Genomic DNA, 24,770 nt, shown 5'->3' with positions numbered 1-24,770 from the left:
AATAGGCTCGGGGGTATGCGCACCTTCTATCCCGAGATCGAACCCTATGAAACCGGACTTCTCGAGGTCGGTGACGGGCAGACCATCTACTGGGAGGCATCCGGCAACCCGGACGGCAAGCCGGCCGTCTACCTGCACGGCGGACCGGGCGGCGGGTCGAGTCCGAAGCAACGCCGCGTCTTCGACCCGGACAAGTACCGCATCATCCTTCTCGACCAGCGCGGCTGCGGCCAGAGCACGCCGCACGCGAGCGCGGCGGACGCCGACCTCAGCACCAACACCACCTGGCATCTCGTTGCCGACCTGGAGAAACTGCGCGAGCACCTCGGCATCGAGCGCTGGCTGGTCTGCGGCGGGTCCTGGGGCAGCACCCTCAGCCTGGCCTATGCCGAGACGCACCCGGACCGGGTCACCGAACTCGTGTTGCGGGGCATTTTCACGCTGCGCCCGATGGAACTCGACTGGTTCTACGAGGGCGGCGCGTCGGCGATCTACCCGGACCTCTGGGAGAGCTTCATCGCCCCGGTTCCGGTGGAGGAGCGCGGCCACCTGATCAAGGCCTACAAGCGCCTGCTGCACGACCCCGACCAGTACGTGCGCGAGCGGGCCGGCGTGGCCTGGTCCACCTGGGAGTCCTCGACCATCACGCTGCTGCAGCAACCCGACACGATCGCGCGTTTCACCGAGCCGGCGTTCGCGGTGGCCTTCGCCCGGATCGAGAACCACTACTTCACCAACTCGGGCTGGTTCGAGCCGAACCAGCTGATCCGCGACGCGGACCGGCTGAAAGACATTCCCGGCGTCATCGTGCAGGGCCGCTATGACATGTGCACCCCCGCGTTCACCGCCTGGGAGCTGCACCAGAACTGGCCAGAGGCCGATTTCAGGCTGATCCCGGATGCCGGTCACTCCTTCGACGAGCCGGGCAACCTGGACGCGATCATCGAGGCGACGGACCGCTTCGCGGCCTGAGGCCGGCGCGACGAACGAGGTCCAACACCCTGCGAATCTGGGCTACTTTGTGTTGGGCACACTGACTTACTGACTCACTGCCGACAATTCGAAGCTGTGGCTGGGAGTCGACCGGTAGTTGGAGTGCACCTCCACCGCGATGACGTTGGCTCCGGTTGTGAAAGCCGACCCGGGAACGCTGACTGTAACCGGATTGGCGACCGCGCTGGTCGCAGATACCGCCATATTGGCGTAGGTCGTCGATGTCACCGCGCCGGCGTTGATGTTCCTACGCAGCACTTCCACGCCGTTGACGTAGACGACGATGCCGTCGTCAGCACGCGTGGTCAGCGTCATCATCGCCACTTTCGTCACGTCGGCAACGTTGAAGGATTTGCGGTAAAACGACGTGAGCGGCCTGGGTTCGGGGGAAGTAAGGGTCGTGCCCAATTGAGCATGGCCCCAACCGAGCGGTGCTGCACCGGTCGACCACGTGGATGCGTCGTACCCCGGCGCTTGCCAACCGGCCGGAGGAGCCGTTTGGCTGAACGAGTAGGCCCAGGTCGCACCGGTGTTGACGAATGTCACCTGCTCCGGCTGCGGCTCGGCCGGGGCAGCGACCACGGCGGCAGGCGTGCTGGCCGACCAGTTCCCGGTGCCGTCGGCTGCCCGCACGAAGTACTTCGTTCCCGCATCCGCTGCGGGCAAGGTCACCGTGCCGGCTCCCGTCGTCGCGACCACTCGGTCGTGACGCAGCACCTGGTAGGACACCGCACCTCGGTTATCCGTGGAGCCAGTCCATTTCAGCACGTCGCCCGTGCTGGAGGGCGTCACCGACAAACCGGAGGGAGTACTCGGAGCCTGCGTGTCGTTGTGAGCGAAGCGCACAAAACCGCCCGACCACTGCTTGGCCAAGGTTGACCTGACCGATGCGGAATAGTCACCACCGAACCAGGTGACACCGGTCGAATCGTTGAACAGCGCCCATGCGCCGGCGCCGGCGCGCTGGCTGACGATCGGGCTGAACTGCGTCGCGGGCTTGCCGGTGGCGTTGTCCCATGCTCCAGCGCTGCTGATCTTCGTGGCCTGGGTCCAGTCCGTGCCGATCGATGGCCACCGCCGGGCACCGGAATAGTTCGTGTAGAAGCAGTGGCAGCCGGCGTAAACCGTCGTCCCGTCACTGGAGATCGCCTGGAAGTCACCGCCCGACTTGCCGATGTTGGTGCTTGTTTCGGTCATTCCCGCCCGGTCGTAGCTGTACAGATTGTGCTCGGATCCGCCGATCCACACTTTCTCGCCGACTTCCTTGACCGCCTGCTGGTAGTTGGCGGTGCTGGAGTGGTCGATCGTCCAGGGGATGACTGACGTGTCGACTGCGCTCAGCGCCGCTCCCTTGTCGGCTGGCGTCGTCTTCGAAGCGGTGAAGTAGCCCGCGAAATAGACTCGGTCTTTTTTCGGCGATGCATCCAGTGCGATCACCGAGCCGTTAAATTCAGGATTCCAGGTGCGGTCGGGAGTACCATTCGTGACCGAAACGCGGCCTCCAGCTCGAACGTAGACCGGACTCGTGACAGACCCGCCGGTCATGTGGGTGAACGTGCCGCCGACGTAGAGCCACGAGTCCTGCACGTCCAGGGCGCGGACGATCGGCACCCCTCCGCTCAGGCTGTTGGTGATCGTCGTCGTAAAGGTCGTGTCAGTGGCGCCGGTCGTGGGGTTGAGGACGACCAACCCGGCCCGGGGCGCTCCGTTGACCTGAGTGAAGAAACCACCGGCCGCGACCCGACCGTCGGGAAGCACTGCCAGCGCCTTGATTTGCTTGTCGAAGGTCGGTCGGAACGACGTAATGAATTCTCCGGTCCGCACGTCGAAAGCCGCCAGGTAGGACTGTGCGACCTGGCTGCCGCCCGCGGCCGTCTTCTGCACAGTGAGGAAGTTGCCGCCGACATAGACGACCCCGTTCCCTTCAGCGAATGCCGACACCTCGACGCTGCCCTCCACCGTGTTGGGTCCTGCGCCGAGTCCGCTGACTCCCCACCCCGTCGGCAAAGCGAAGCTCTCAGCGGAGCCCGGCTTTTCGGACTTGGCCGTCCCGGTGTCGGGAATGGCGCTGTAGATCGTGGAACTCATCATCTGCGGGCGAAGGTAGACCTGCGTAAAGGGCCGAGGGTTCCCCGCGGTGCTGCTGGGCGCCCACATGTAACTGGCCGGATCGGCCGACCCGCGCGCGCCGGTCCCATACCCGAACCCGGCCTTCCACCCCTGATTGGCTCCGGTCACCGTTTCGATGCGGTCCAGCTGGTTCCCCGCGCCGAAGGCGCTGGTCTGCCCGCCGGAGCCCGAGGAGGAGCCGATCCGCCAGACGGCAACCCGTTGCTCATTGTTGAACATCCACGACCACTCATCGCGCGGTGAGGAGAACGTGAATCTGCTTTCCTGCCACGCCGTGCCGTCGAGGTTGGCGGCGCGACGCAGTCGAATGCCGTCTGGCAGCGATTTCACCGGCTGTCCATTGAGGAGCGCTCCGATCACTCCGGTCGAGAGCTGCCGGGGTGCGAACGCCGCCTGGCCGGTCACCGAGCCGCGAACCTCAGCCGTCGTTCCCTGTCCCTCATTGGCCTCGGACCAACCATCCCTGCCCCGGCCGACCAGCACCCAACCGCCACCATCGGTGTCCTGGTCGCAGTGGAACTGCGCGGCTGATCCCAGCTTGGGGGTGTTCAGCCAGTACACGCCGCTGGGGGCTGCCGGCGTCAATTGCTTGATCTCCCAGCACGACGCAGCCGCTGTGGCCTGCGAGAGCCCGTCGGGGGAGGCCACCGCAGCGCCGGCGCTCACCGGCGTCAGGAGCGAAGCCGCAACCAGCCCTGCTGCGGCGAGAATGCCCAGCCGTCGGGCCATCGAGCGGCGAGCGCCGACCAGCCGGGAGGAGGAACGCTGCCCGTTCGATGGGTCAACGCGTGGGCTGGAATGCGTGGGCAAGCCGCGGCGCGGCGATTGTGGCGAATTCACCGGGTGATCTCCTGCAATTCGGGTGACAGGGACAAATTCGGACGCCGACAGCACCCGGTTGCGAGACGCACAACATGAGCAAGAATCAGCAATACGCGCAGGCTAGCCCGGTTGTCGAACCTTGATAAGCCCCCCAGGGGGTCTGCTCAGCGCCGGATGCTCGAGCGTCAGGGAGTTCGGGACGAATTGTTGCCGGCGGTGCGGGGGGCTTGTCCCAGCTGCCTCAGCTTCACGTACTTGCGCCGCATCGAAATCAAGGTGTGCACCAGGTTTGTGGCGAACATTGCGGTGTAAACGATGATGAACAGAGGAGGGAAGCCCCACCCGAGGAAGGTCCAGCAAAAGGTTCCAGTATCGGTGGGCAGCAGGAGGAACGACCGGGCCGTTCCCGCCGTGGGCGTGGGCACAGGGTGCTGCTTGACCAGTTGCTCGGCAAGGATCTGGCTCATGAACTCAACCACGCTGACAAGGCAATAGCCCAGTGCTACCGCGAGCACCCAGGATGGCTGGTCCTGATTCCACAACCCGACCAGCACCGCCAGGTGGATTGCGGGGGTTCGCAGGGCGTCCACCACGTGGTCCAGCCACTCTCCGGCCGGACTGCCCGCTCGCTGCAGGCGGGCCACTTGGCCATCCGCGGAATCAAGGAGGTACCCGGTTGCGAGCAGGGCCGCAACGGCAACGCCCAGCCACGGCTGGGGGTCAACCAGCATCAGGAGCATGATCGCCGCGAGGGAGAAGGTGGCGCTGAGCGCTGTGACGGCGTTCGGCGTCCAGTGATACGCATAGGCTGTTGCTGCCGCGTAGCGCCCGAGGCGCCGATTCACCCAGCGAGTGTATGCAGGCACACCGTTCCCGGGTTTCTGGGCGCGGTCCAGGCCGGTGAATGCTTCGTGATAACGGCGTAGTCGGTTGCGGCCGGGCCGAGACCAGCCTGCGTCGCGCTCCTGCGCTGTAACTGTTGCTTTCATTCCACCTGTATAGCCCGGCTTGTTCATTGAGTCACTGCTGACAATTCGAAGCTGTGGCTTGATGTCGCACGGTAATTGGAGTGGACTTCGGCGGCGATGATGTTCATTCCGGATACGAAGGATGAACCGGGAACGGTGACGGTGACGGGGTTGGTGACTGCTGCCGAAGCAGATACGGCGGTGTTGGCGTACGTCCCAGCTGTCACCGGTCCGGGGTCGAGGTTCCTGCGCAGCACCTCAACGCCGTTGACGTAGACGATGATGCCGTCATCGGCGCGCGTGGTCAGGGCAACCGACCCCAGCGTCGAGACGTCGGCGATCGTGAACGACTTGCGGTGGTAGGACGTGAGTGGCTTTGGGTCGGCCGCGGTCAGCGTCGTTCCCAGCTGGGACTGTCCCCAGCCCAGCGGTGCTGCCCCGGTCGACCAGCCCGACGAGTCGAACCCGGTCGTGTTCCAGGTGCTGGGCGGTGCTGTGGCGTTGAAGTGATACGACCACGTCGATGCGGTTGCGACCAGCGTGCTGCCTACGGCGGGCGGTGGGGGCTCTGCGGTCCCTGACCCGGCGGTCACGGCGGCAGTGCTCGCGGACCGGTTGCCACTCAAGTCCGTAGCGCGCACGAAATACTTCGTGGTGGACAGGGCGGACGGCAGGGTCACCGATCGGTTCATTGTGGCCGCGACGACGCGGTCGTTCCGCAGGACCTCGTAGGTGACACTCCCCCGGTTGTCCGAAGAACCGGCCCAGTTCAGGGTCACCCCGGTGCTCCCCGCGGATGCGGTGAGCGAGAACGGCGCCGTGGGCGCCGTGGTGTCGTTGCGGGCGAAGCGCACGAACCCTCCGGCCCACTGCCTGACCCAACCCGACCTGACGGAAGCGGTGAAGTCGCCGCCGGCCCAGGTGACACCGGTCGAGTCGTTGAACAGCGCCCAGGCGCCGGCGCCGTTCCGCTGGCTCAGAGTGGGGCTGAATTGGGCCGTGTATGCGCCGGTGGTGCTGTCCCACCCGCCCAGCGAGTTGATCTTCGCAGCCTGCGTCCACGCCGTCCCGACGTTCGACCAGGTCCGCGCACCCACGTAGACCGTGTGGAAGCAGTGGCATCCTCCGTACACGGTGGTGCCGTCGGAGGAGATCGCCTGGAAGTCGCCGCCGGACTTGGTGATGTTGGTGCTCAGTTCGGCCATGTTCGCGCGATCGTAGCTGAAGAGCATGTGCTGGGCTCCGCCGATCCACACCCGGTTGCCCACCTCCTTGACAGCCTGTTGGTAGTTGGCCGTGGCGTTTGCGAAGTTGATCGTCCACGGAACCACCGATGCGGTGTCTGTGGTGATCGCGGCTCCCTTGGCGGCGCTGGTCCCGCGAGAAGAGGTGAAGTATCCGGCGTAGTAAACCCGGTCGCCCCGGCTGGATGCGTCCAGCGACACGACGGTTCCGTTGAACTCTGGATTCCAGCTGGCGGGGGCTCCGGTCGACACGGACACCCGACCTGCCGACCTGGCGTACAGCTGCGTGGACCCGCTCGCCAGGTGCGTGAACTCGCCGCCGAGGTAGAGCCAGCTGCCTTGGACGTCCAGGCTCCGGACCGCGGGGACGCCGCCGGACAGGGTGTTGACAACGCCCGTCGTGAAGCTCGTGTCGGTGGCACCTGTAGCGGGATTGAGCACGACGAAACCCGGGGAGGATCTGCCGTTGACTGTGGCGAAATAGCCCCCGGCGGCGACTCTTCCGTCGGGGAGCACCGCGAGTGACTTCACCTGGTTGTCGAACGTGGGCCGGAAGGTGGAGACCCACTCTCCGGTTTGAGCATTGAAGGCAGCCAGGTAGGCCTGGGCGACTTGACCGGTCCCGCTGGAGGTACGCTGCACTCTGGTGAAGTTTCCGCCGACGTAGACCAGGCCATTGCCCTCGGCGAATGCCGAGACCTCGTTGCTTCCCTCTTTCGTGGAGGGGCCGGCGCCGAGGCCGGCGACGCCCCAGACGGTCGGAAGGGCGAAGCTCTCGGCAACGGGGGCGATCTCCCGTTTCGGTGTGCCCGAATCAGAGATGGCGGCGAAGATGTCGGAACTTCGGAACTGGGGGCGAAGGAACACCTGGGTGAAGGGCCGCGCATATCCCGCGGTTGAGCTGGGTGCCCACAGGTAACTGGATGAAGCCGTCGAACCACCTGTTGATGAGCCGAAGCCGAAACCGTTCAACCAGTTTCCATGAGAGGCGTCCGCAAAGGTTTCGATCCGGTTGAGGCCGGTTCCGGAGCCGAACGAGCTGGTGTGTCCACCGGTGCCGCTGATGGATCCGATGGTCCAGGAGGCCACGCGCTGCTCGTTGTTGAAGGCCCACGCCCATTCGTTGCGGGGCGATGAGAAGCTGAAGGTCGAGTCCTGCCACGACGTTCCTGACGTGTTCGTCGCACGTCGCAGCATGATGTTCTTGCCCAGTGAGCTGATGGACCGGCCATTCGCGAGGCCTGTGATGACCTTCGTCGATAGCTGGCGGGGGGAGAACGCAGCGGTTCCGCTCACTGTGCCGGAAACATCCGCAGGCGTCCCGCGGCCCTCCGTGGAATCGGACCAGTCTTCGCGACCACGTCCGATTAGAACCCAGCCGCCTCCCGCGGTCGTCTGGTCGCAGTAGAACTGTTCAGGGGCACCTAGCTCCGGAGTGACGAGCCAGTACTTGCCGCTCGGCGTGGTGGGGTTCTGCTGTTTGACTTCCCAGCACGATGCTGCAGCGGTGACTGCAGACATGCCGTCCGGCGCGGGGATGGGCGTCTCGGCGGCGGAAGCCGCTGGTGCTAAGCCGCCGATAGAGAGCACGACGGCCGACAGGGCCGCGCACAGACTTATGAGCGAAAGACGAAACCTGTTCCGTTTGGATGCCACGGGATACTCCTCTAGGGCTGCGGGGCCATTCACTCAGCAGGTTGGATTGTCCGGGAACGTTCGGGCGACGACTTTCCAGGCGCCGGCGATGTATTGCAGCGTGTAGATGTTCAGGGCGCGCTGGATGACGCTGCCGGAATCACCGACGCGTTTGCCGCTGTGGTCCAGCGTCATGACTTTGCTGGAGTCGACGCAGGCCTGCGCAACCACCGTTGCGGGGTCGGTCGATGAATCTGAGCTGACAATTGTCAGCGCTTCTATGGTTGCCACCCCCTGACGCGTCCAGCCGTTGGCTTCCAGTTCCTGCGTGTCGTTCTCGACCTCCAAGAGGATGGCTCCGGATGCCGCGTCGCCCAGCCCCACGTTCGAGTCGGGAGCGGCCGGATCTACCGCAATCGAGGAGTCGAGGAACTTCTTGGCTGCGGCGTTGGCCTGTGCAGGTGAGAGGGGGGTGGGCACGTCGGGCTTGTTGCTCTGACCCGGGGCTTCGGGCACGGTGGGACCCGAGTCTGGGGCGGCCGGCACCACGGGCGCGCTTCGTGCGCGCGTAGTGCCCGCCGCGACGGATTTGCTCGATGTTCGCGGTTGGGCTCCTTCGCTGTCTTTTTCAGGGGATGCGAGCGCGGCGAAATAGGTGGTCGCACTGAGCGCAACGGCGGCCACTACGGCGAATCCGAGCATCCGCTTGCTCAGGAAGCGCCGTCGCGTGCGTGCCGCAGTGCGTTCATCCGGCTGCTTTATCATTCCCGCAGGCCCCCGCCTTCGATGTGTATTGTTAGTGGCGCCGAGGTTCGGCGCCCGTCATCGGGTGACGTCACTGCTTCACAGGTCATCTCCGGTATCGGGTTCACAGGTGCGGAGGTCAGCGTGCAAAGACTTGATACTTCGTCACTTTTGCTGGATAGGATACCCCGATGCCCACAATCGTTGGGCCCCGTGCGGGTGATTCTTTCGATCACGTCACGCGCGCCGGGTCAATCGAGCCAGATCATCGAGGCGCAGTCGCTTGCGATCAAGCGCGCACCAGACGGTGAAGCACACGGCACCGATCACCACGGTGAGTATCAGGGCTGGCATCGTGTCGCCCAGCGTCAGGCGCAGTGCCACGGCGGGAGTCCCGAAGGCGACGATGGGAACGACGAGAGCATAGGCGATAGTCGGCGCCCAGATCCGGATACCGAGGAAGCGGCGTACCTCGACGGCTGCCAGCAAAGCGTCTGCCAACATGCTCAGCGCCCACGAGATCGCGGCGCCATTGATGCCGATGAGCGGCACGAGTATCAGGTTGCCCACGACGTTGACGACGAGGACGACCACTTTGTTGAAGAGCGCCCAGCCGCTGCGGCCGCTCATGAGAAGCACCGAGTGGATGTTGCCCGCGGTGAACGTCAACACGGCACCGATGCTCAGGATGACTAGCGCGCCGGAACCCTCCTCGAACCCCGGCCCCAGCCAACGGAGCACAACCGGTGCGAACATGGCGAGGACCAAGTAGACCGGCGTGCTGAATAGCACGAGCCAGATGGCGGCGGTTCGATACAGATCTTCGACTTCGGTGATCTTCTTGGCGAACAATAGCGCGCTGAATCTTGTCGACACCACCATCCGAAGCGCCGTGTCGACAATGAGTCCCGCCGCGATGAAGCGGCTGGCACCGCCGTAGATGCCTGCGGACGCCGACCCGGCCAGGAACCCGACAATGATGATGCCCAGCCAGATGATCGACTGTTCAAGTCCTGCGGACAGTGCCCGGGGCAGTGCGTAGGTCAGGATGCTCGTGCGGAGGACCGGGTCCACGCGCCACGCGCCGCGCACGTCCAGGACGCTTTCGTGACGGCGCACTTGAACGCGCAGCACGACAAGAGCCGCGACGAGCGCGATGACCACCGGCGCTGCCCAGGCCACGGTCACCGCAACCAGGGATCCGCCAGCGGTCGCCACGAGCCAGACGGTGAGGGGGCGCACCGTGGGCAAAGCGATGTTTCCTACGCTGACGTAGGGAAGGATGCCTCCCAGCCCCCTGGTCGCGGCTAGGGCCAGAAGCAACAACGCTCCTGCGGGCAGGAACCAACCTGCCGCGGCGACAGCCCGAGCGACATCGGTGGCGTGGCGGTCTCCCGACAAGGCAAACGCAGGGGCAAGCGCGATCGTGGCGGTCGCGAAAATGGTGCCGGACACGGCGGTGACCAGAAACATCAGGGCAAGGCTGCCACGAATCCGCGACGGATCGGAGGCGCTGAGGCGGGGCATGATCCACACGGCAACAGAATCCATGCCCGCGCGGGCCAGACTCAGCACGATCGTGAAGACCGCCATGGCCTGCAGGACAACCCCCGACCCGGCATCCCCCAGCACGCGAGCCAGGACCACGATCAGGAAGAAGCCCATGATGGCGCTCGTTGCTGCGCCCAAAAAGCCGGCAGCGCCTTCCCTCGCCAACTTCCGCGAGCTGTTGTCGGCTACCACTGTCTTCGCACCGCTCACGAGCGTGTGGCCTGCGCCTGCCTGCGCACAATCTGTCTTGCTAGCCGGAAGAGGAATACCGGATTGCCGATAAGGTAACGGGATGCGAGCCGTCCCGGTTCGAGCATCAGGCGCCACAGCCATTCGAAGCCTGATGAGAGCATCCAGCGCGGGGCACGCCGGTTGTCGCCGCTTGTCCAGTCGAAGAGACCGCCGCACGTCAGGATCACGGGAACATTCAGCTGGTGCCGATGCGCGTCGATCCAGTGTTGCTGTAGCGGGTCACCCAAGCCGACGAAGAGGATATCCGGCGAGAACGCCTTGATCTGGTCGATGACGTGCCGCATCTGGTCTGGGGCCGTGTACCCGTCGTGGCCATCGATGAGAAGCCCGGGAGCTGATGCGCGGAGGCGGGCAGCGGCGCGTTCCGCCACGCCCGGCGCGCTCCCGTAGAGGAATATTCTCTTGCCCCGCTGCGCCGAGACCGCCGCGAGCGGGTTGACCAGGTCGGTGGTGGCGATGCGCTCGGGAAGCCCAACACCCAGAAGCCTGGCCGCCCACACGATTGATTGGCCGTCCGGGTAGAGCAGGTCAGCCCGTATCAGCACGGTCCTGAAGGTCCTGTCCTCGGCCGCAAGGTTGCATACGGCAGCGTTGACGCCGACCGCGACCCGGGAGCCGGGGAGGGAAGTCCACTCCATGATCGTCTCGACGACCTGGTCGCTGGTCAGTCGATGCACCGGCACATCGAGTACCCGTACGTGGTCGAACTGGATGGTGGTCATGGCAACGACCGCGCATACAGCGTTTTCAAGTTGAAGCGGGAGGCAGCTGACCTCGCCGCAGCGGGCCTCGGTGCCCCCGGGGGGCCAACCGTCGTGCACGAGATCCGGTTGGGCGGTACGGCGATCGTGCCCAAGAAGTCGATGCCGAGCCGCGAAGCTTCGTCAAGGATCTGCTCGGCGTCGTTGGCACGGGTTCGGTGCTTGACCGCGACGAGGATGAGAGCGTCGGAGAGCCGCAGAGCGGCGAGGGCACTGGATGGAGATGCGGCTTTTCCGATCACGACGAAGCAGAGTTCTCCGGCATGGAGTGGTCCGACGGCCCGTCCAAGGCGTGAGGGGAAAGAAACCGTGAGGTCGGGGACACGTTTGGACCTGCAGACCTCGCCGGAATCATCGGGGAGGGGATCAGTCAGCTCAAGGCTCGCGCCCAGCACGCGCTTGAGGTAAGGCGATGCGTTGGGCAGGATGAGCGTGGTGGCCACCCCTCCAGAGGCCGTGACGAGGGCAAGGTTCACCGGAATATCGGCGCACAGGTCGGCGGGCGTGTCATCGACGATGGCAATGACCTGGGCGTCCTCCTGAAGGTCTGCGAAGATGCGCTCGCGCGCCGCACGAAGCAACTCGAGGGTGGCCTCGTCGTGTGGGATCGACGCCTCAACGGAGTGGATGTCGGCAAGGACAGGGGCCTCCGTGACCCTGCGGACCTCGTTGGCGTTTCGCAACCGGTGGTCGAAACGATTGGCCACGAATGCCACTACGACGCCGAGTATGCCGCCGGCGAGGAGACCGATGAGCAGCAATTGAAGCAGGGTCGGCTGGACAACGACGTCGTTGCGAGCGGCTTCGGTAATTACATCGCCGCCCTTGGTATCGACCTGCTCCAGAGCCCCCTTCTGAGTCAGAAGGGCGTTGAGCTCGATGGTGACCAGGTCGCGGTCGCTGGCCGCCTGGTTGGCGGCCAGGGTGCCGGCAGCGGCTTCACTGATGCGTGCGTTCGCATCGGCGAGTTGGGCGCCCAGGACGGTGCGGCGCTTCTCCACACCCTCCAGGATGGAGTCCAGCTTCGCTTGTGCCCGGGAGGTCCGATAGGCCAGGTAGGACGCGGCAACGGCATCCGCTCCCGCTCGTGCGTCCTCGCTCCTCGGCGCGGCGTAGATGATATGCACGATCGACGCGCCGGTTTCGGAGTCCACGCTCAGACGGCGACGTACCTCATCCGGCACAGTGCCGGCCCCCAACTCCTTCGCAGCAACCTGTGCCACGGCGTAAGAGGTCGCGATCTGGGTCTCGGTCGTGCCGTCAAGGAGACTGGATGCTTGCTTGGAGGTGTCGAACGGGTCCGTTGAGATGACGCTGAGGTTGATCACGGCCGTCGCCTTCACAGGCGATGGAGACACTGTGTAGAACCCGAGGGCGGCCAGGCCACCGAGCACGGTTGCGGCGAGGACTACCAGCCATTGGCGTCGAAGGACGAAGCCGTAGTAGTCCAACCCCAGGGTAGCGGCATCCGACTTTTGCGACATACTGTGCACACCCAACTTCGGCCGATACGCAAGCCGATTGGCTCGGTTGCACGCATAGTAATGTGATCTCCGAAAAAGTGATGGGTATTCATTTTTGGGCCCATCCCCCAAAAAGAGGGTGGACCGATGCGCTCATGGTTGGCAGCTGTGGGCGATCGCGGCCGGGCGCCCAGTTGGGACTCTGCTGTCGCGCATCCAGAGAAGCGGATGAGCACGCCTCGCGAGTTGCCGAGGTGGCCGCTCACGGTGATGTTCGTCCTGTTCCCGCTCTGGTGGGTGCTCGGGCCGGGCGAGGCAGTGTGGATCCTCCTCGCGGGGGTCATGCTGCTGCTGCTCAACAGGCATGGGCGGATCCGGATACCCCGGGGTTTCGGTATCTGGCTGCTCTTCCTGCTGTGGATGGTTTGCTCCGTCATCGGCATTGACACCGAAGGCCGCATGATCGGGTTCATTTACCGCGCGCTGCTCTACCTCACCGTTACCGTGGCATTCCTATACGTGTACAACGCCCGTGTCACGCTCACACCGCGATACGTGCTGGGCGTCCTGACGATCTTTTGGCTCGTCGTCGTGGCGGGCGGTTACCTCGGGGTGCTCTGGCCACTGTTCTCCATCAACACGCCGCTCTTGGCCGTGCTGCCGCAGTGGCTCACTACGAACGACCTCATTCAAGAGATGGTCGTGCGCCGAGCGACCCAGTACAACCCGAACTCGTGGTTACAGCTCGATCCTCGCCCCAGCGCCCCGTTCCTCTATACCAACGGCTGGGGAAACGCGTACTCGGTGCTCACCCCGATGGTGATAGCGTACCTGGCCTTGGTTCGGCGGGAGCGCCGATTCTGGTGGCTACTGCCGGTGGTTCCGCTTTCCTTCGTGCCCGCCTTCCTCACTCTGAACCGCGGGATGTTCATTGGGCTGGGTGTGGCGCTCGCGTACATTCTCATCCGTTCGGTCCTGCAGGGAAACGTCCGCGCGATTCTCACAGTTGTCGGGATCGCAGTGCTCGCGTCGGTTGCCCTGGTGACGCTTCCGATCGCGGAGAGACTCACCGAGCGGGTTGAAAGCAGCTCGTCGACCGAGGACCGCGCGAGCCTGTACATCGAGGCGTTCGAGAGGACACTGGAGCAGCCTGTCTTCGGCTACGGGTCGCCTCGGCCCTCCGAAACAACCGGTGCGCCATCCGTCGGCACTCAGGGCCAGTTCTGGATGGTGATGTTCTCCCACGGCTTCCCGGGAGCCGCGCTTTTCATGGGATGGCTGGCGTGGGCATACTTCCGGTCGGTCAGGGAGCGGGATCCCGTCGGCCTGGCGTGCAACACCGTGCTGCTCCTCACCCTTGTGGAATCGCTGTATTACGGCATTATGACCGCAGGACTCATGGTGGCGATGCTGGCGGCAGCGGTGGCCTTGCGTCCTGAAGAAGATGCCGAGCCGACCGGACGGCTACCTGAGGCCCTGTCACAGGAGAAGTAGGTCCGGCGCGGTGTTCACAGAAAATAGAGATGGAACCCGATGGCGGAAAGTGCGGAAGCTCCGAGCGTGAGCGTCATCATAGCGACGCGGGGCCGGCCGGAACTTCTGCGGTTGGCCGTGCGCTCAATCCTCGACCAGGATTACCTCGGCCAGATCGACCTGACGGTCGTCTTCGACCAAACGGCGCTCGACCCGATGGACGACATCGACGTCCCCGCAACACGTCGGCAGGTTCGGACCGTCCCGAACTCGCGGACCCCCGGACTCGCCGGCGGCCGGAACACCGGGATCCAATCAGCAACGGGCGATCTCATCGCCTTCTGCGACGATGATGACGAATGGCTGCCCGCGAAGCTTCGCACTCAGATCGAGGCCTGGAGGCGCGACCCCGCTGCGGTCCTCGTCGCGACCGGCATCCGGATCGCCACTTCCGGTCGGATGCTGGACCGGTTGCCGCCACAACGCACGGAGTTCGCGGATCTCCTTCGTTCTCGCACGACGGAGATCCACCCCTCCTCGTTCCTGATGCGCCGGTCTGACGTCGTGGAGCGGATCGGGTTGATCGATGAAGAGCTGCCGGCATCCTACGGCGAAGACTACGATTTCCTCCTTCGTGCCGCCCGGGTCGGGCACATCCTCGGGGTGCCAGAGCCGCTGGTCATCGTGCACTGGAATCGAACATCGTTCTTCGACGGCAAGTGGCGGGGCATCGCGGACGGACTCACGTATCTTTTGCAGAAGCATCCGGAGTTTTCTGGAAGCGCTGTCGGATCCGCTCGGATCGAGGGCCAGATCGCGTTCGCGCTGGCGGCTCTCGGCAGGCGTGCCGAGGCCTTTCGATGGGCACGAAGCACGATCCGGCACGACCGCTCCCAGTTGCGTGCGTACGCCGCTATGGCAATTGCCGCGCGTCTGGTGCCCGCGAGCGCGCTCGTCAGCGCCGTGAACCGGCGTGGCCGAGGACTGTGAACGGCGAGTGAGCGACGATGCCACGCTTGAGCGTCATCCTTCCGGTACGGAATGGCGAGCGCACGATAGCCCGGGCGGTGACGTCGACGCGCCGGGCGTTGCCCGCAGATGCTGAACTGGTCATCTTCGATGACGGAAGTACAGACTCCACGCCGACGCTGCTGCGGTCATTCGAATCCCCGTCCGTTCGCGTGATCACCTCGCCCGACCCCGTGGGTGTCGCCACCGCGCTCAATGCGCTTATCGATCGTACGGACAGCGAATTCATCGCCCGAATGGATGCCGATGACGTCACACTGACCGGCCGGTTCGGCTACCAGCGCCGAGCGATCAGCCCGGGTGCGGCGGTGAACTTCACGACCGTCCTCGAATGGCGTCCGGACAGTCGACGAGTGAGTCCGGCAGCTCCCTTGCCCATCAGCGCTCGTGCGTTTCCCTACCACTTGCTGATGACGAATCCGGTGTCGCATCCGACCCTCTTCGCAAAACGGGCTGCTCTCGTTCGAGTGGGCGGTTACCGGCAGGTACCTGCCGAGGACTACGACCTCTGGCTCCGTCTGGCCATCGAAGGAATCGGAATCCGGCGACTCGCGAGGCCCACCCTGCTCTACCGGATGCATCCGCATCAGGTGACCTCGTCTCTGGAATGGAGGCACGCGTCCTGGACCGATCAGAGCGTCGCCGAGGCATTCGGGCAATTAAGCTCGACGTTGCTTGGCCGCCCGTTCAGCCGGCTCGTGACCCTCGGCTTCGACGCCACTGTCGGACATCAGGAGGTCGAACGGACGCTGGCCGACTTCGCGGCGCGCTTTGAGGTTGCGATCGCCGACCTGCCGCCGTGGGACCGGCGCATCCTGATGCGTCGGCTCGCCGGGCGGTGCAAGGCGGTGCGGGCGATGAGAAGAACCGACGAATCGGGTGCTACCGTGCCTCAGCCCTAACGGACGTTGTCCGGTGAGGGCTGAGGCACGATACTCAGGCTGCTGTGGTCAGCGCTGGTAGACCCGCACGTAGTCGACCTCGAAAGCCGCAGGGAACACGGTCTCTGCGGTCGGTGATCCGGGCCAATTTCCACCGACGGCCAGGTTGAGCCGGATGTAGAACTCGTTGACGAAAGCTTGGTCGATCCACGAGGTTGTGGACAGGCTTCGCTCATACGTCTTCACGCCGTCCACGAACCACGTGATGGATCCGGGCGCCCACTCGACGGCGTAGTTGTGGAACCCGTCGGCGGTGGTGCCGACCGGAAGGTCGTAGCCGGTGCCCTGTTTGGAATGCGTTCCCACATAGTCGTAGTGGATGGTCTGGACGACATGGTTGGCGCTGAAGGCGTCACCCTTGCCTGTGCCGATGGCCTCGAGGATGTCGAGTTCGCCGATGCCGCCGGTCGTCGGGCGCAGCCAGAATGCCGGCCATAGTCCCTTGGAGGTGCCCTGGGCGAGTGGCGTCTTGGCGCTGATCTCGAATCGGCCGTATTCGAAGTCCACCTTGTTCTTGGTGGTCAGCATGCCGGAGGTATAAGAACGACCGTTGGGGAACCGCGTGTCGTTGTCCTTGCACTTGATGGGAGTGGCTTCCTTGCGGGCGGTGACCGTCAGCAGGCCGCCGGAAACCTTCACGTTCTCCGGTCGGTCCATCAGACAAGCGAGTTCGTTGTTTCCGTCGCCATAGGTCGAGTTGTTGTCGACATTCCAGGCATCACGATTGATCGCAGTGCCGTTGAACTCGTCTGCCCAGGCCAGGCTCCAGCCGGCAGGCGCGGCCACCGGCGTCGGGGCTGGAGCAGGAGCCGGAGCAGGGGTAGGCGGAGTAGCGGTGGTATCGACCAGAGTCACGTCGTCGACGACGACGGCGCCTCCGGGGGCCAGTCGGGAGCCGACGACGTTCACGTCCAGCGAGGTGGATGTCCGCGTAGCCGTGTAAGAGGTGGTGATCTGTTTCCACGCGGTGTCTGAGCGCCACTGGTACGACTGCTCGCTGTTGACGACCGTTAACGAGGAGTCCTCCTCGAGTAGCCGCAGAATGACTGCCTGGCCGGCATCTTCTGTCCGAACCCACGCAGTGGCCTGGTAGGTATGACCCACAATCAGGCCGGATGCCGAGTTCACCCTGTCGTTGAGTGTCACTGTTGCGGCGGTACTGGACGCGTTCGACATCCGGGTGCCGGCAGTCCCGTTTCGGCCGGCCGCGGTCGGTGTGAGGCTGGTATTCTTCCCGCCTTCCCAGCCGGTGGTGCCCGACGAGAAATTACCGTTCACGACAGAAATCGTTCCCGCTTGGGCGGCTGTTGCCGTGAGACTCACTCCTCCGAGGCTGACCATCGCCGCCGTCGCTACAGCGAAGAAGACTCTCCGGTTACCGAGTCCATGGCGCGCGCTCAATTTTTTCGAGCGTGCTGGTCTATCTAGTGACATGGATCTCCCGGCCGCGGATCGGCATGACGCCGTGCGGACATGTGTACTTATCGTCGAGTGGCGTACTGTGCAGGGCCTGCGTGAACAGTGCACTCGTCGCCGGGTGCTGTATGCTCTCGTGAAAGATTTTCAGCTCTGCTCAGCGCGCCCTAATCCTGGTGATTATTACCGGGGTACTCACAGGTTCGCCCAGTTGAAAAATTGCGAGTTCCGCGTGTTTTGGGAAGTCGAAAAAGCTGTCCTGTGCAACTCCGGTCGCTGCACAAATGAGGAAACACGCCTCAGCTGGATCCGCCGGTTCGCGTGCGCACGCTCGGTTCCGTAAGCTGCTCCAGCGCGCGCCGGAGGAGGGTGCTGGAGGTTGCCATGGTGTAGGGAAAATATTCGACATCCACGCCCACTTTGGCGAACTCGATCTCCAGGTGCTGAGCGCGCTCGGTGCCCTTCCAGTCATCGCCCTTGAAGTAGACGTCGAACGGCGTTGCACGCCACGCGGCCAGCTTGTCGACTACGTCTTCCTCTACCACCTGGTCGACGAAGGAGATGTGGCGGACGATCTCGATCCGCTCGGCGCAGGGGATGATCGGCGACTTGCCCTTGGTGAGCTCCAGAATCTCGTCCGTGACGACCCCTGCGATCAGGAAATCGCACTGGCTCTTGGCGTGCTTGAGGATGTTCAGGTGCCCGATGTGGAACAGGTCGTACGCGCCACCGGCATAGCCGACTCGTTGAGGTCCCACGTGCTGTCCTCCGTTGGTGCCAGCCATCAGTACGCACCCACCGGTCGCATGACGGTCTTGAAGGTGCGCCAGATGATGATCAGGTCACCGGCCAGCGACCAGTTCTCGACGTAGTAAAGGTCCAGCCGCACGCTGTCCTCCCAGCTCAGGTTCGACCGGCCGTTGACCTGCCACATCCCGGTCAGGCCCGGCTTGATATACAGCCGACGATGCACGTGGCTTTCGTAGGCTTCGACCTCGACCGGAAGCGGCGGGCGCGGGCCGACGAGGCTCATGTTCCCGACCAGGATGTTCCACAGCTGAGGCAGTTCGTCCAGCGAGTACTTGCGGAGCACGCGACCCACCCGAGTGATGCGTGGGTCATTGCGAATCTTGAAGAGTGCCCCGGAGGCCTCGTTCTGGTCAAGCAAGCCCGCGAGGTCGTCTTCCGCCGTCTGTACCATGGACCGGAACTTGATCATCTGAAAAGTGCGCTCATTGCGCCCGCACCGCTCCTGATGGAAGAGCACGGGACCAGGTGAATCGAGCTTGACCGCAATCGCGATGGCCACCAGGAGCGGCCAGAAAATGAGGAGTGCCATCCCGGACACGCCGATGTCGAGGACGCGTTTGAGCACGTGCTTTGCGCCCTCGAACTGCGGGATCTCCACGTGGATTAGAGGTAACCCCTCGACCGGCCGGAAATGGATCCGGGGACCGGCGACATCCGTGAGCTGGTTGGACAGCACCAGCTCGGCGGATGTTCCCTCCAGCTCCCAGCCGAGGCTGCGAATGTACTCGCTCCCTCCCGTGGGCCGGCCCGCGACGATCACCGTGTCGACGGCAAGCTCCGCCGCCGCGGCCGCGACATGGCCCAGGTCGGAAACCACCGGGATTGACCGGTTGCCCGTCTTGACTGGGGATTTCGAGCCGTTCACGAGAGCGACCCCCACGACGTAGTAGGTGGCACCGGCATTCTCGATTTGTCCTACCACGTATTCGACATCGGCGCGATTGCCGACGACGATGACTCGCGCGAGGTAATGGCCGAAGACCCTCTGGCGCAGCAGCCATCGCCGCCACAGCCAGCGTTCCAGAACCAGGCCGCACATGCCGAGGGGGAGGGCGAGCACAAAGAAGCCGCGTGCGACGTCGACCTGGAACGCCAGGAAACCGATGGCAAGGAGCCCGAAGGTGAGCGCACTCGCGTTGATCACCTGCTTGTATTCGGTGGCCCCGATGCCGATGACGCGCGAATCCCGGGTGTGGAAAGCTCCCAGGGTCGCGATCCAGCTGAGCGCGATGAGCAGAGCGACCAGCCAGTAGTCGGCCTGATATCCACCGACGGATGCCTGGGCACCTTCCCCGCCGAATCTGACGATCAGGGCTGTCGTGACCGCAACCATGACGACGCCCGCGTCGCTCATCAGGAGTTTCGCGCGAAACCGCCTGGCCCAGACCAGACCGGATGTCTGCGCGTCAACGCGGATAACAGGCGTGCTGACATCAGGGTTCTGGGGCGCCGCGGCCGGCACCAATGCCAGTCTCGGCTGGGCGATGGGCGGAGTCCCGGCGAAGGGCAGGCGCGGGCGTGGGTCCGTCATCGTGTGCTCACCCCGCCAAAGGAACTTTGCGGCAGAGCGCGTTGGAGTGTTCGGGGCTGGGCCTGGGTAGGGCCGGCAAAAATGGGCCGACAAATACGCCGACACGTCGCGGACGTGTTCACGAAAATCCCCTGCATTTCGGGTTTACAGAGCGGGATGGGTTTCACCTGGGGAGTCTGTCTAGGGAACGAGACCACCCGGATGATTCAAATAGTGACTGAAGCTCACTTGCTTCCGCTGAACATACCCCGAACGCCCGAGACCGCTGGGGCCCCAAACGGGGGGTGAAAATCCAACTCATTCGGGGGGCGCGAAGGTCGGAGCCCTGTGGCATTCTCTCTCCTGTGAGCGAACCTCAGCTATTTATCAGTGGGTTTCAGCCCATTGGCTCTCGCGCAGGCTCTCACGCACAGCTGGAACGGCGTCCACTTCGTTACCTACCCTGACGAAGACCAGCAACGGCGGTCGTTACCCGAACGACCCACGCCACCCGGGATGCCATGGAGTTCATTCATGACCGCAAAAGAGACCTCCAGCCCACGTCTGGCGAATCGCGCGCCGCGCAACCGGCTGACTTTCTTCGCACTGAGCGCGTATGCGATGGTGATCGCCCTGGTGTCCAGCACTATTCTGCTGGCAGGTCCGTCGGCCGGTGCGGCAACCGTATGTGTTGACGCCAATCCGATTGTCTGCGAGAACGCGCTACCGGGTACCAGTTCCAGCGTCTGGGACATCGACGGCTCCGGTGACCCGAGCATCCAGGGCTTCGCGACCGACATGAGCGTGAATGTCGGAACCCGGGTCGATTTCAAGGTCGACACCTCGGCGTCGAATTACACTGTCACCATCTATCGCACGGGCTGGTACCAGGGCCTCGGAGCGCGCGCCATCGCAACGGTCAACCCGTCGGCGAGCCTGCCGCAGCGGCAACCTCAGTGCCTGTCAGATGTTGCCACGGGGCTTGTCGACTGTGGCAACTGGGGAGTGTCCGCGTCATGGAATGTTCCCGCCACGGCGGTCTCCGGGGTGTACTTCGCCCTGCTGACGCGCACGGACACGGGTGGCCAGAGCCACATCACCTTCGTCGTACGGGACCGGGCCAGCGAGGCGGACGTCCTCTTCCAGACGTCCGACACCACCTGGCAGGCCTACAACACTTACGGCGGCACCAGCATGTACGAGGGCCCCAACGGTCGTGCCTACAAAGTGAGCTACAACCGTCCCTTCGCCACCCGGGGGGACAGCGAGGGTCGCGACTTCTATTTCTCCAACGAGTACCCGCTGGTCAGGTTCATGGAGAAGAACGGGTACAGCGTCACGTACACGAGCGGGATCGACACCGATCGTTTCGGATCCGACCTGCTCAAGCACAAGGTGTTCCTCTCGGTCGGCCACGACGAGTACTGGTCGGGAGCGCAACGGACGAATGTTGAGGCAGCGCGCGCGGCGGGAGTCAACCTGCAATTCCTCTCCGGAAACGAGGCCTACTGGCGTACCCGTTACGAGCCATCGGTCGCCGGTCCCAGCACGCCGTACCGCACCCTGGTGTCGTACAAGGAAACCAAGGCGAACGCGAAGATCGACCCGAGCCCGGAATGGACGGGCACCTGGCGCGACCCCCGATTCGCCTCGACGGCGGCGGGCGCCGGCCTGCCCGAGAACGGCCTGACCGGCACGATGTATATGTCCAACTTCTCCGACCTGCCGGTGACCGTCTCGGCTCAGGAGGGCAAGCTCCGGCTGTGGCGCAACACCGGCCTCAACCAGCTCGCCGCCGGTACGACGAGGGCGCTGGCCCCGCACACGGTCGGGTACGAGTCCAATGAAGACGTCGACAACGGATTCCGGCAGTCCGGCCTGATTCGGCTGTCCACGACGACGGGCGCCGTTCCCGAGTACCTCACCGACTTCGGCAACACCGTCGCTCCGAGGACAACCACGCACAACCTCACGCTCTATCGGGCGTCCAGCGGCGCCCTCGTCTTCTCGGCTGGCAGCGTACAGTGGACCTGGGGCCTCGATCAGGAGCATGACGGCCTTGGCGCCCCGGCCGACGCTCGGATGAAGCAGGCCCAGGTCAACCTCCTGGCCGACATGGGGGCGCAGCCGAGCACGCTGGAGTCGGCCCTGGTAGCCGCGGCAAAGTCCACGGACGTCACCCCGCCGACCGCCGCCGTCACGTCGCCGGCCCCCGGAACGGCGATCCAGCATGGTTCGAGCGTGACGCTCACCGGGACTGCTGCGGACTCCGGCGGAGTCGTCGCCGCGATCCAGGTCTCCACCGACAACGGATCCACCTGGCACCTGGCCAGCGGAACCACCACCTGGTCGTACACCTACATGCAGACCGGCGCCGGCAGCCAGGCCGTGCAGATACGGGCTGTGGACGACAGCGCCAACTACGCTGCCACGCCCCTCACTGTTGGCTATTCGAGCACAGGGCCCTACTCCCTCCTCGGAAACGTCGTCCCAGCCGTGGCCGACGCGGGGGATCCGAATTCCGTCGAACTCGGCCTCCGCTTCACGCCCACCCTTGACGGGTTCATCTCCGGGGTCCGGTTCCACAAGAGCGCGGCGAACACGGGTGTGCACACGGGTTCCGTCTGGAGCTCCTCGGGCGTCCGGCTCGCAACCGCCACCTTCACCGATGAGACTGCGTCGGGTTGGCAGACCGCAAACATCTCGCCCACGGTCTCGGTGCAGGCAGGCCAGACCTATGTTGTTTCGTACAATGCGCCCCAGGGCCGCTACTCGGCCGCCAGCCGCTACTGGGCCTACCGCGGCGACAACGCGGGGCCGCTCACCGTCGCTGGAGGGTTTGGCGCTGCTCCGGCGGGCGTCTACAACACCAACGGGTCCTTCCCGACCGACAGTTACCAGGGCGGCAACTACTTTGTGGATGCCGTATTCACCACCACGGACTCCTCGCCGCTCACGGCGATCAGCCAGTGGCCGTTGCCCGACTCGTCCAGCGTTCCGTTGACCACGAACATCAGCGCTCAGTTCTCCCGCCCGGCCGACCCGGCCACGGTGTCGTTCAACGTGGTCGATTCGCTGGGCGCGACCGTCCCCGGCACGACGGGCCACGACTCCAGCACCCGTACGGCGACCTTCCAGCCGAGTGAGCCGCTCAACGGCTTCGTCACCTACTCGGTGACCCTCTCAGCCTCCGGCACCGGCGGCCAGCCGTTGTCCAGTGGCGGGTCCTGGACCTTCACCACAGTGCGGCCTCCCGCTGAAGAAGGCGTCTGCCCGTGCAGCCTTTACGACGACGGCACCGTGCCCGGAATCCTGCAGGTCAATGACCCCAATGCGGTGACGCTCGGGACCCGGTTCTCGGTTTCGGCGCCGGGCGTCATCACCGGTGTGAAGTTCTACAAGGGTCCCGGCAACACCGGTACCCATGTTGGATCGCTGTGGAACAGCAACGGCACTTCGCTGGCCCAGGGGACCTTCACGAGTGAAACCAGCGCCGGATGGCAGACGCTCACTTTCGCCGAGCCGATCGCCGTGACTCCGGGGACTGTCTACGTCGCCGCGTACAACACGACCGTGGGCCAGTACTCGGCCACCCTCGGAGCGTTCGCCGCGGGCGGCTTTACCTGGGGCCCGCTGACGGTTGAGGCCGGGGCAGGCACGTACACCTATTCCTCCGGCTACCCCGGCACCCAGTCGTCGACCAGTTATCTCGTCGACGTTACCTTCGAGCGCAGCCCGGACCCGATCTCGATCGTGGATAGGTCTCCGGCCTCGGGAGCATTGGGCGTCGGCCCGGATGCCGGTATCAGCGTGTCGCTGTCCGCCGCGATCGCAGACGGCTACGCGCTCACCGCGACCAGCAGCGGATCGGCGATCGCCGGTACCACCAGCCTGTCGGCAGACCGAACAACGATCACCTTCCAGCCCACCGGTGCTCTGCCGATAGACGCGGACGTGCTCGTGGGCCTGACCGGCGTCATCGCCAATTCCGGTGCGACGTTGCCGGCCAAGACGTGGACCTTCACGACGGCGGACACGTCCGGCGGGTCAATCGTTTCCACCTTGTTCGGCACCGAGTCCCCGGCCGTGACGTCGGCGGATGACGCGTCACCGGTTGAAGTCGGCGTCGCCTTCACTCCCTCTCAGGCCGGTTCCGTCACCTCGATCCGTTTCTTCAAAGGAGCAGGCAACGTCGGCACCCACACCGGCAACCTCAGGACCGCGGACGGGCAGCTGCTCGCCACCGTCACCTTCAACAACGAGAGCGACACTGGATGGCAGACCGCCCAACTCGCGACCCCGGTCCCGCTGGCCGTCGGTCAGGGCTACGTGGTTTCCTACCTGACCCCGCAAGGGCACTATTCCTACACGCCGGGTTACTTCACGTCCGCCAAGACAAGCGGTCCCCTCACCGCACGGGCTACATCGAACGGGCTCTATCTGTATGGAGCGGCCGGTGGCCTGCCGACCTACTCGTACGGCGCGGCGAACTACTTCGTCGACATCGTGTATCGCACCGAAGCGGCGGCGCCGTCGACGGCGACACCGACCGGCGTGTCGATCTTCGCGACGGATAGCGGCCCGGTCAATACGTCGTGGGATGATGCGGGGCCCATCCAGGTGGGTACTCGGTTCACCTCCGCCCAGGACGGAACGATCACGGGCATCCGTTTCTACAAGGGAGCAGGGAACACCGGAGCGCACACGGCCAACCTCTGGTCGAGTACCGGGGAGCTCCTCGCCACGGCGATGTTCGTGAACGAGACCGAGAGCGGTTGGCAGAGCGTGGCCTTCGACCGGGCCGTGGCCGTAACAGCCGGGGCCGAGTACCGTGCCACGTACTTCACAACGACCGGTCATTACGCCGTCGATCTAGGCGGGGTGTCCGCGCCCATCACGTCCGGACCTCTCTCGACACCGGCCGGCGGAGCGGTCTACGTCTACGGGACCGGTCAACCGAACCAAACATCGAACCATAACTTCTGGGTCGATGTGTATTTCGTCCCGGCTCCCTAGCAACACCGAACG

The 24,770-nt window shown here is 64.6% G+C and carries 15 protein-coding genes; 5 read left to right on the top strand and 10 right to left on the bottom strand.

Annotation, left to right across the window (positions count from 1 at the left end):
* Nucleotides 1–15 precede the first annotated feature (15 nt).
* Nucleotides 16–972, top strand: a complete 957-nt coding sequence (gene pip / locus CXY82_RS08505; protein WP_104170538.1) for a prolyl aminopeptidase — start codon at nt 16–18, stop codon at nt 970–972.
* A 66-nt stretch (nt 973–1,038) separates the two neighbouring features.
* On the opposite strand, the gene CXY82_RS08500 is transcribed toward pip, so the two are convergent.
* The 7 genes from CXY82_RS08500 to CXY82_RS08470 all read right to left on the bottom strand — a co-directional run bounded on the left by CXY82_RS08500 (nt 1,039) and on the right by CXY82_RS08470 (nt 12,584).
* Nucleotides 1,039–4,017, bottom strand: coding sequence for a fibrinogen-like YCDxxxxGGGW domain-containing protein (locus tag CXY82_RS08500; protein WP_134542882.1), 2,979 nt, complete (start codon nt 4,015–4,017; stop codon nt 1,039–1,041).
* A 113-nt stretch (nt 4,018–4,130) separates the two neighbouring features.
* On the bottom strand, nt 4,131–4,790 hold the full coding sequence (locus CXY82_RS08495; RefSeq protein ID WP_233199266.1) for a CDP-alcohol phosphatidyltransferase family protein: 660 nt from the start codon (nt 4,788–4,790) through the stop codon (nt 4,131–4,133).
* A 167-nt stretch (nt 4,791–4,957) separates the two neighbouring features.
* Complete coding sequence (locus CXY82_RS08490) at nt 4,958–7,813, bottom strand: fibrinogen-like YCDxxxxGGGW domain-containing protein (protein ID WP_146069080.1); 2,856 nt, start codon at nt 7,811–7,813, stop codon at nt 4,958–4,960.
* Nucleotides 7,814–7,846: 33 nt separating this feature from the next.
* A complete protein-coding gene (locus CXY82_RS08485; RefSeq protein ID WP_146069079.1) occupies nt 7,847–8,476 on the bottom strand; it encodes a hypothetical protein in 630 nt (209 codons plus the stop codon).
* A gap of 297 nt (nt 8,477–8,773) precedes the next feature.
* Complete coding sequence (locus tag CXY82_RS08480; RefSeq protein ID WP_158252146.1) at nt 8,774–10,225, bottom strand: polysaccharide biosynthesis C-terminal domain-containing protein; 1,452 nt, start codon at nt 10,223–10,225, stop codon at nt 8,774–8,776.
* Nucleotides 10,226–10,293: 68 nt separating this feature from the next.
* Nucleotides 10,294–11,061 (bottom strand): WecB/TagA/CpsF family glycosyltransferase, encoded by a 768-nt coding sequence (locus CXY82_RS08475; protein WP_104170532.1) that lies wholly within the window; start codon nt 11,059–11,061, stop codon nt 10,294–10,296.
* Nucleotides 11,058–12,584 carry a hypothetical protein gene (locus CXY82_RS08470; RefSeq protein WP_104170531.1) on the bottom strand — a complete coding sequence of 509 codons (1,527 nt, stop codon included), beginning with the start codon at nt 12,582–12,584 and terminating at the stop codon, nt 11,058–11,060. Before CXY82_RS08470 ends, CXY82_RS08475 begins: the two co-directional genes overlap by 4 nt.
* A 207-nt stretch (nt 12,585–12,791) precedes the next feature.
* On the opposite strand from CXY82_RS08470, the gene CXY82_RS08465 reads away from it, so the two are divergent.
* From CXY82_RS08465 to CXY82_RS08455, 3 genes are all read left to right on the top strand, one after another.
* Nucleotides 12,792–14,057 carry an O-antigen ligase gene (locus CXY82_RS08465; protein WP_158252145.1) on the top strand — a complete coding sequence of 422 codons (1,266 nt, stop codon included), beginning with the start codon at nt 12,792–12,794 and terminating at the stop codon, nt 14,055–14,057.
* 66 nt (nt 14,058–14,123) lie between these two features.
* Nucleotides 14,124–15,026, top strand: a complete 903-nt coding sequence (locus CXY82_RS08460; protein ID WP_233199265.1) for a glycosyltransferase family 2 protein — start codon at nt 14,124–14,126, stop codon at nt 15,024–15,026.
* A 26-nt stretch (nt 15,027–15,052) separates the two neighbouring features.
* Nucleotides 15,053–15,967, top strand: coding sequence for a glycosyltransferase (locus CXY82_RS08455; protein WP_198411939.1), 915 nt, complete (start codon nt 15,053–15,055; stop codon nt 15,965–15,967).
* A gap of 48 nt (nt 15,968–16,015) precedes the next feature.
* On the opposite strand, the gene CXY82_RS08450 is transcribed toward CXY82_RS08455, so the two are convergent.
* From CXY82_RS08450 to CXY82_RS08440, 3 genes are all read right to left on the bottom strand, one after another.
* Nucleotides 16,016–17,284 (bottom strand): family 16 glycosylhydrolase, encoded by a 1,269-nt coding sequence (locus CXY82_RS08450; RefSeq protein ID WP_158252144.1) that lies wholly within the window; start codon nt 17,282–17,284, stop codon nt 16,016–16,018.
* 437 nt (nt 17,285–17,721) lie between these two features.
* On the bottom strand, nt 17,722–18,180 hold the full coding sequence (locus tag CXY82_RS08445; protein ID WP_233199264.1) for an adenylyltransferase/cytidyltransferase family protein: 459 nt from the start codon (nt 18,178–18,180) through the stop codon (nt 17,722–17,724).
* A 26-nt stretch (nt 18,181–18,206) separates the two neighbouring features.
* Entirely contained in the window at nt 18,207–19,763 is a 1,557-nt protein-coding gene (locus tag CXY82_RS08440) for a sugar transferase (RefSeq protein WP_233199263.1), read from the bottom strand.
* 513 nt (nt 19,764–20,276) lie between these two features.
* On the opposite strand from CXY82_RS08440, the gene CXY82_RS08435 reads away from it, so the two are divergent.
* Nucleotides 20,277–24,758, top strand: a complete 4,482-nt coding sequence (locus tag CXY82_RS08435; protein WP_158252143.1) for a DUF4082 domain-containing protein — start codon at nt 20,277–20,279, stop codon at nt 24,756–24,758.
* Nucleotides 24,759–24,770 lie beyond the last annotated feature (12 nt).

This window comes from Cryobacterium sp. M23 (genome assembly GCF_002929655.1).
In the GTDB taxonomy this organism is placed as follows: domain Bacteria; phylum Actinomycetota; class Actinomycetes; order Actinomycetales; family Microbacteriaceae; genus Cryobacterium; species Cryobacterium sandaracinum.
This window is presented reverse-complemented; position numbering and strand designations above follow the sequence as displayed.

Excerpts from the sequence above, each read along its gene's own strand:
- pip (WP_104170538.1), top strand. The coding sequence starts at position 16 with ATGCGCACCTTCTATCCCGAGATCGAACCCTATGAAACCGGACTTCTC.
- CXY82_RS08475 (WP_104170532.1), bottom strand. The coding sequence starts at position 11,061 with ATGACCACCATCCAGTTCGACCACGTACGGGTACTCGATGTGCCGGTG.
- CXY82_RS08470 (WP_104170531.1), bottom strand. The coding sequence starts at position 12,584 with ATGTCGCAAAAGTCGGATGCCGCTACCCTGGGGTTGGACTACTACGGC.
- CXY82_RS08465 (WP_158252145.1), top strand. The coding sequence starts at position 12,792 with ATGAGCACGCCTCGCGAGTTGCCGAGGTGGCCGCTCACGGTGATGTTC.
- CXY82_RS08440 (WP_233199263.1), bottom strand. The coding sequence starts at position 19,763 with ATGACGGACCCACGCCCGCGCCTGCCCTTCGCCGGGACTCCGCCCATC.
- CXY82_RS08435 (WP_158252143.1), top strand. The coding sequence starts at position 20,277 with ATGACCGCAAAAGAGACCTCCAGCCCACGTCTGGCGAATCGCGCGCCG.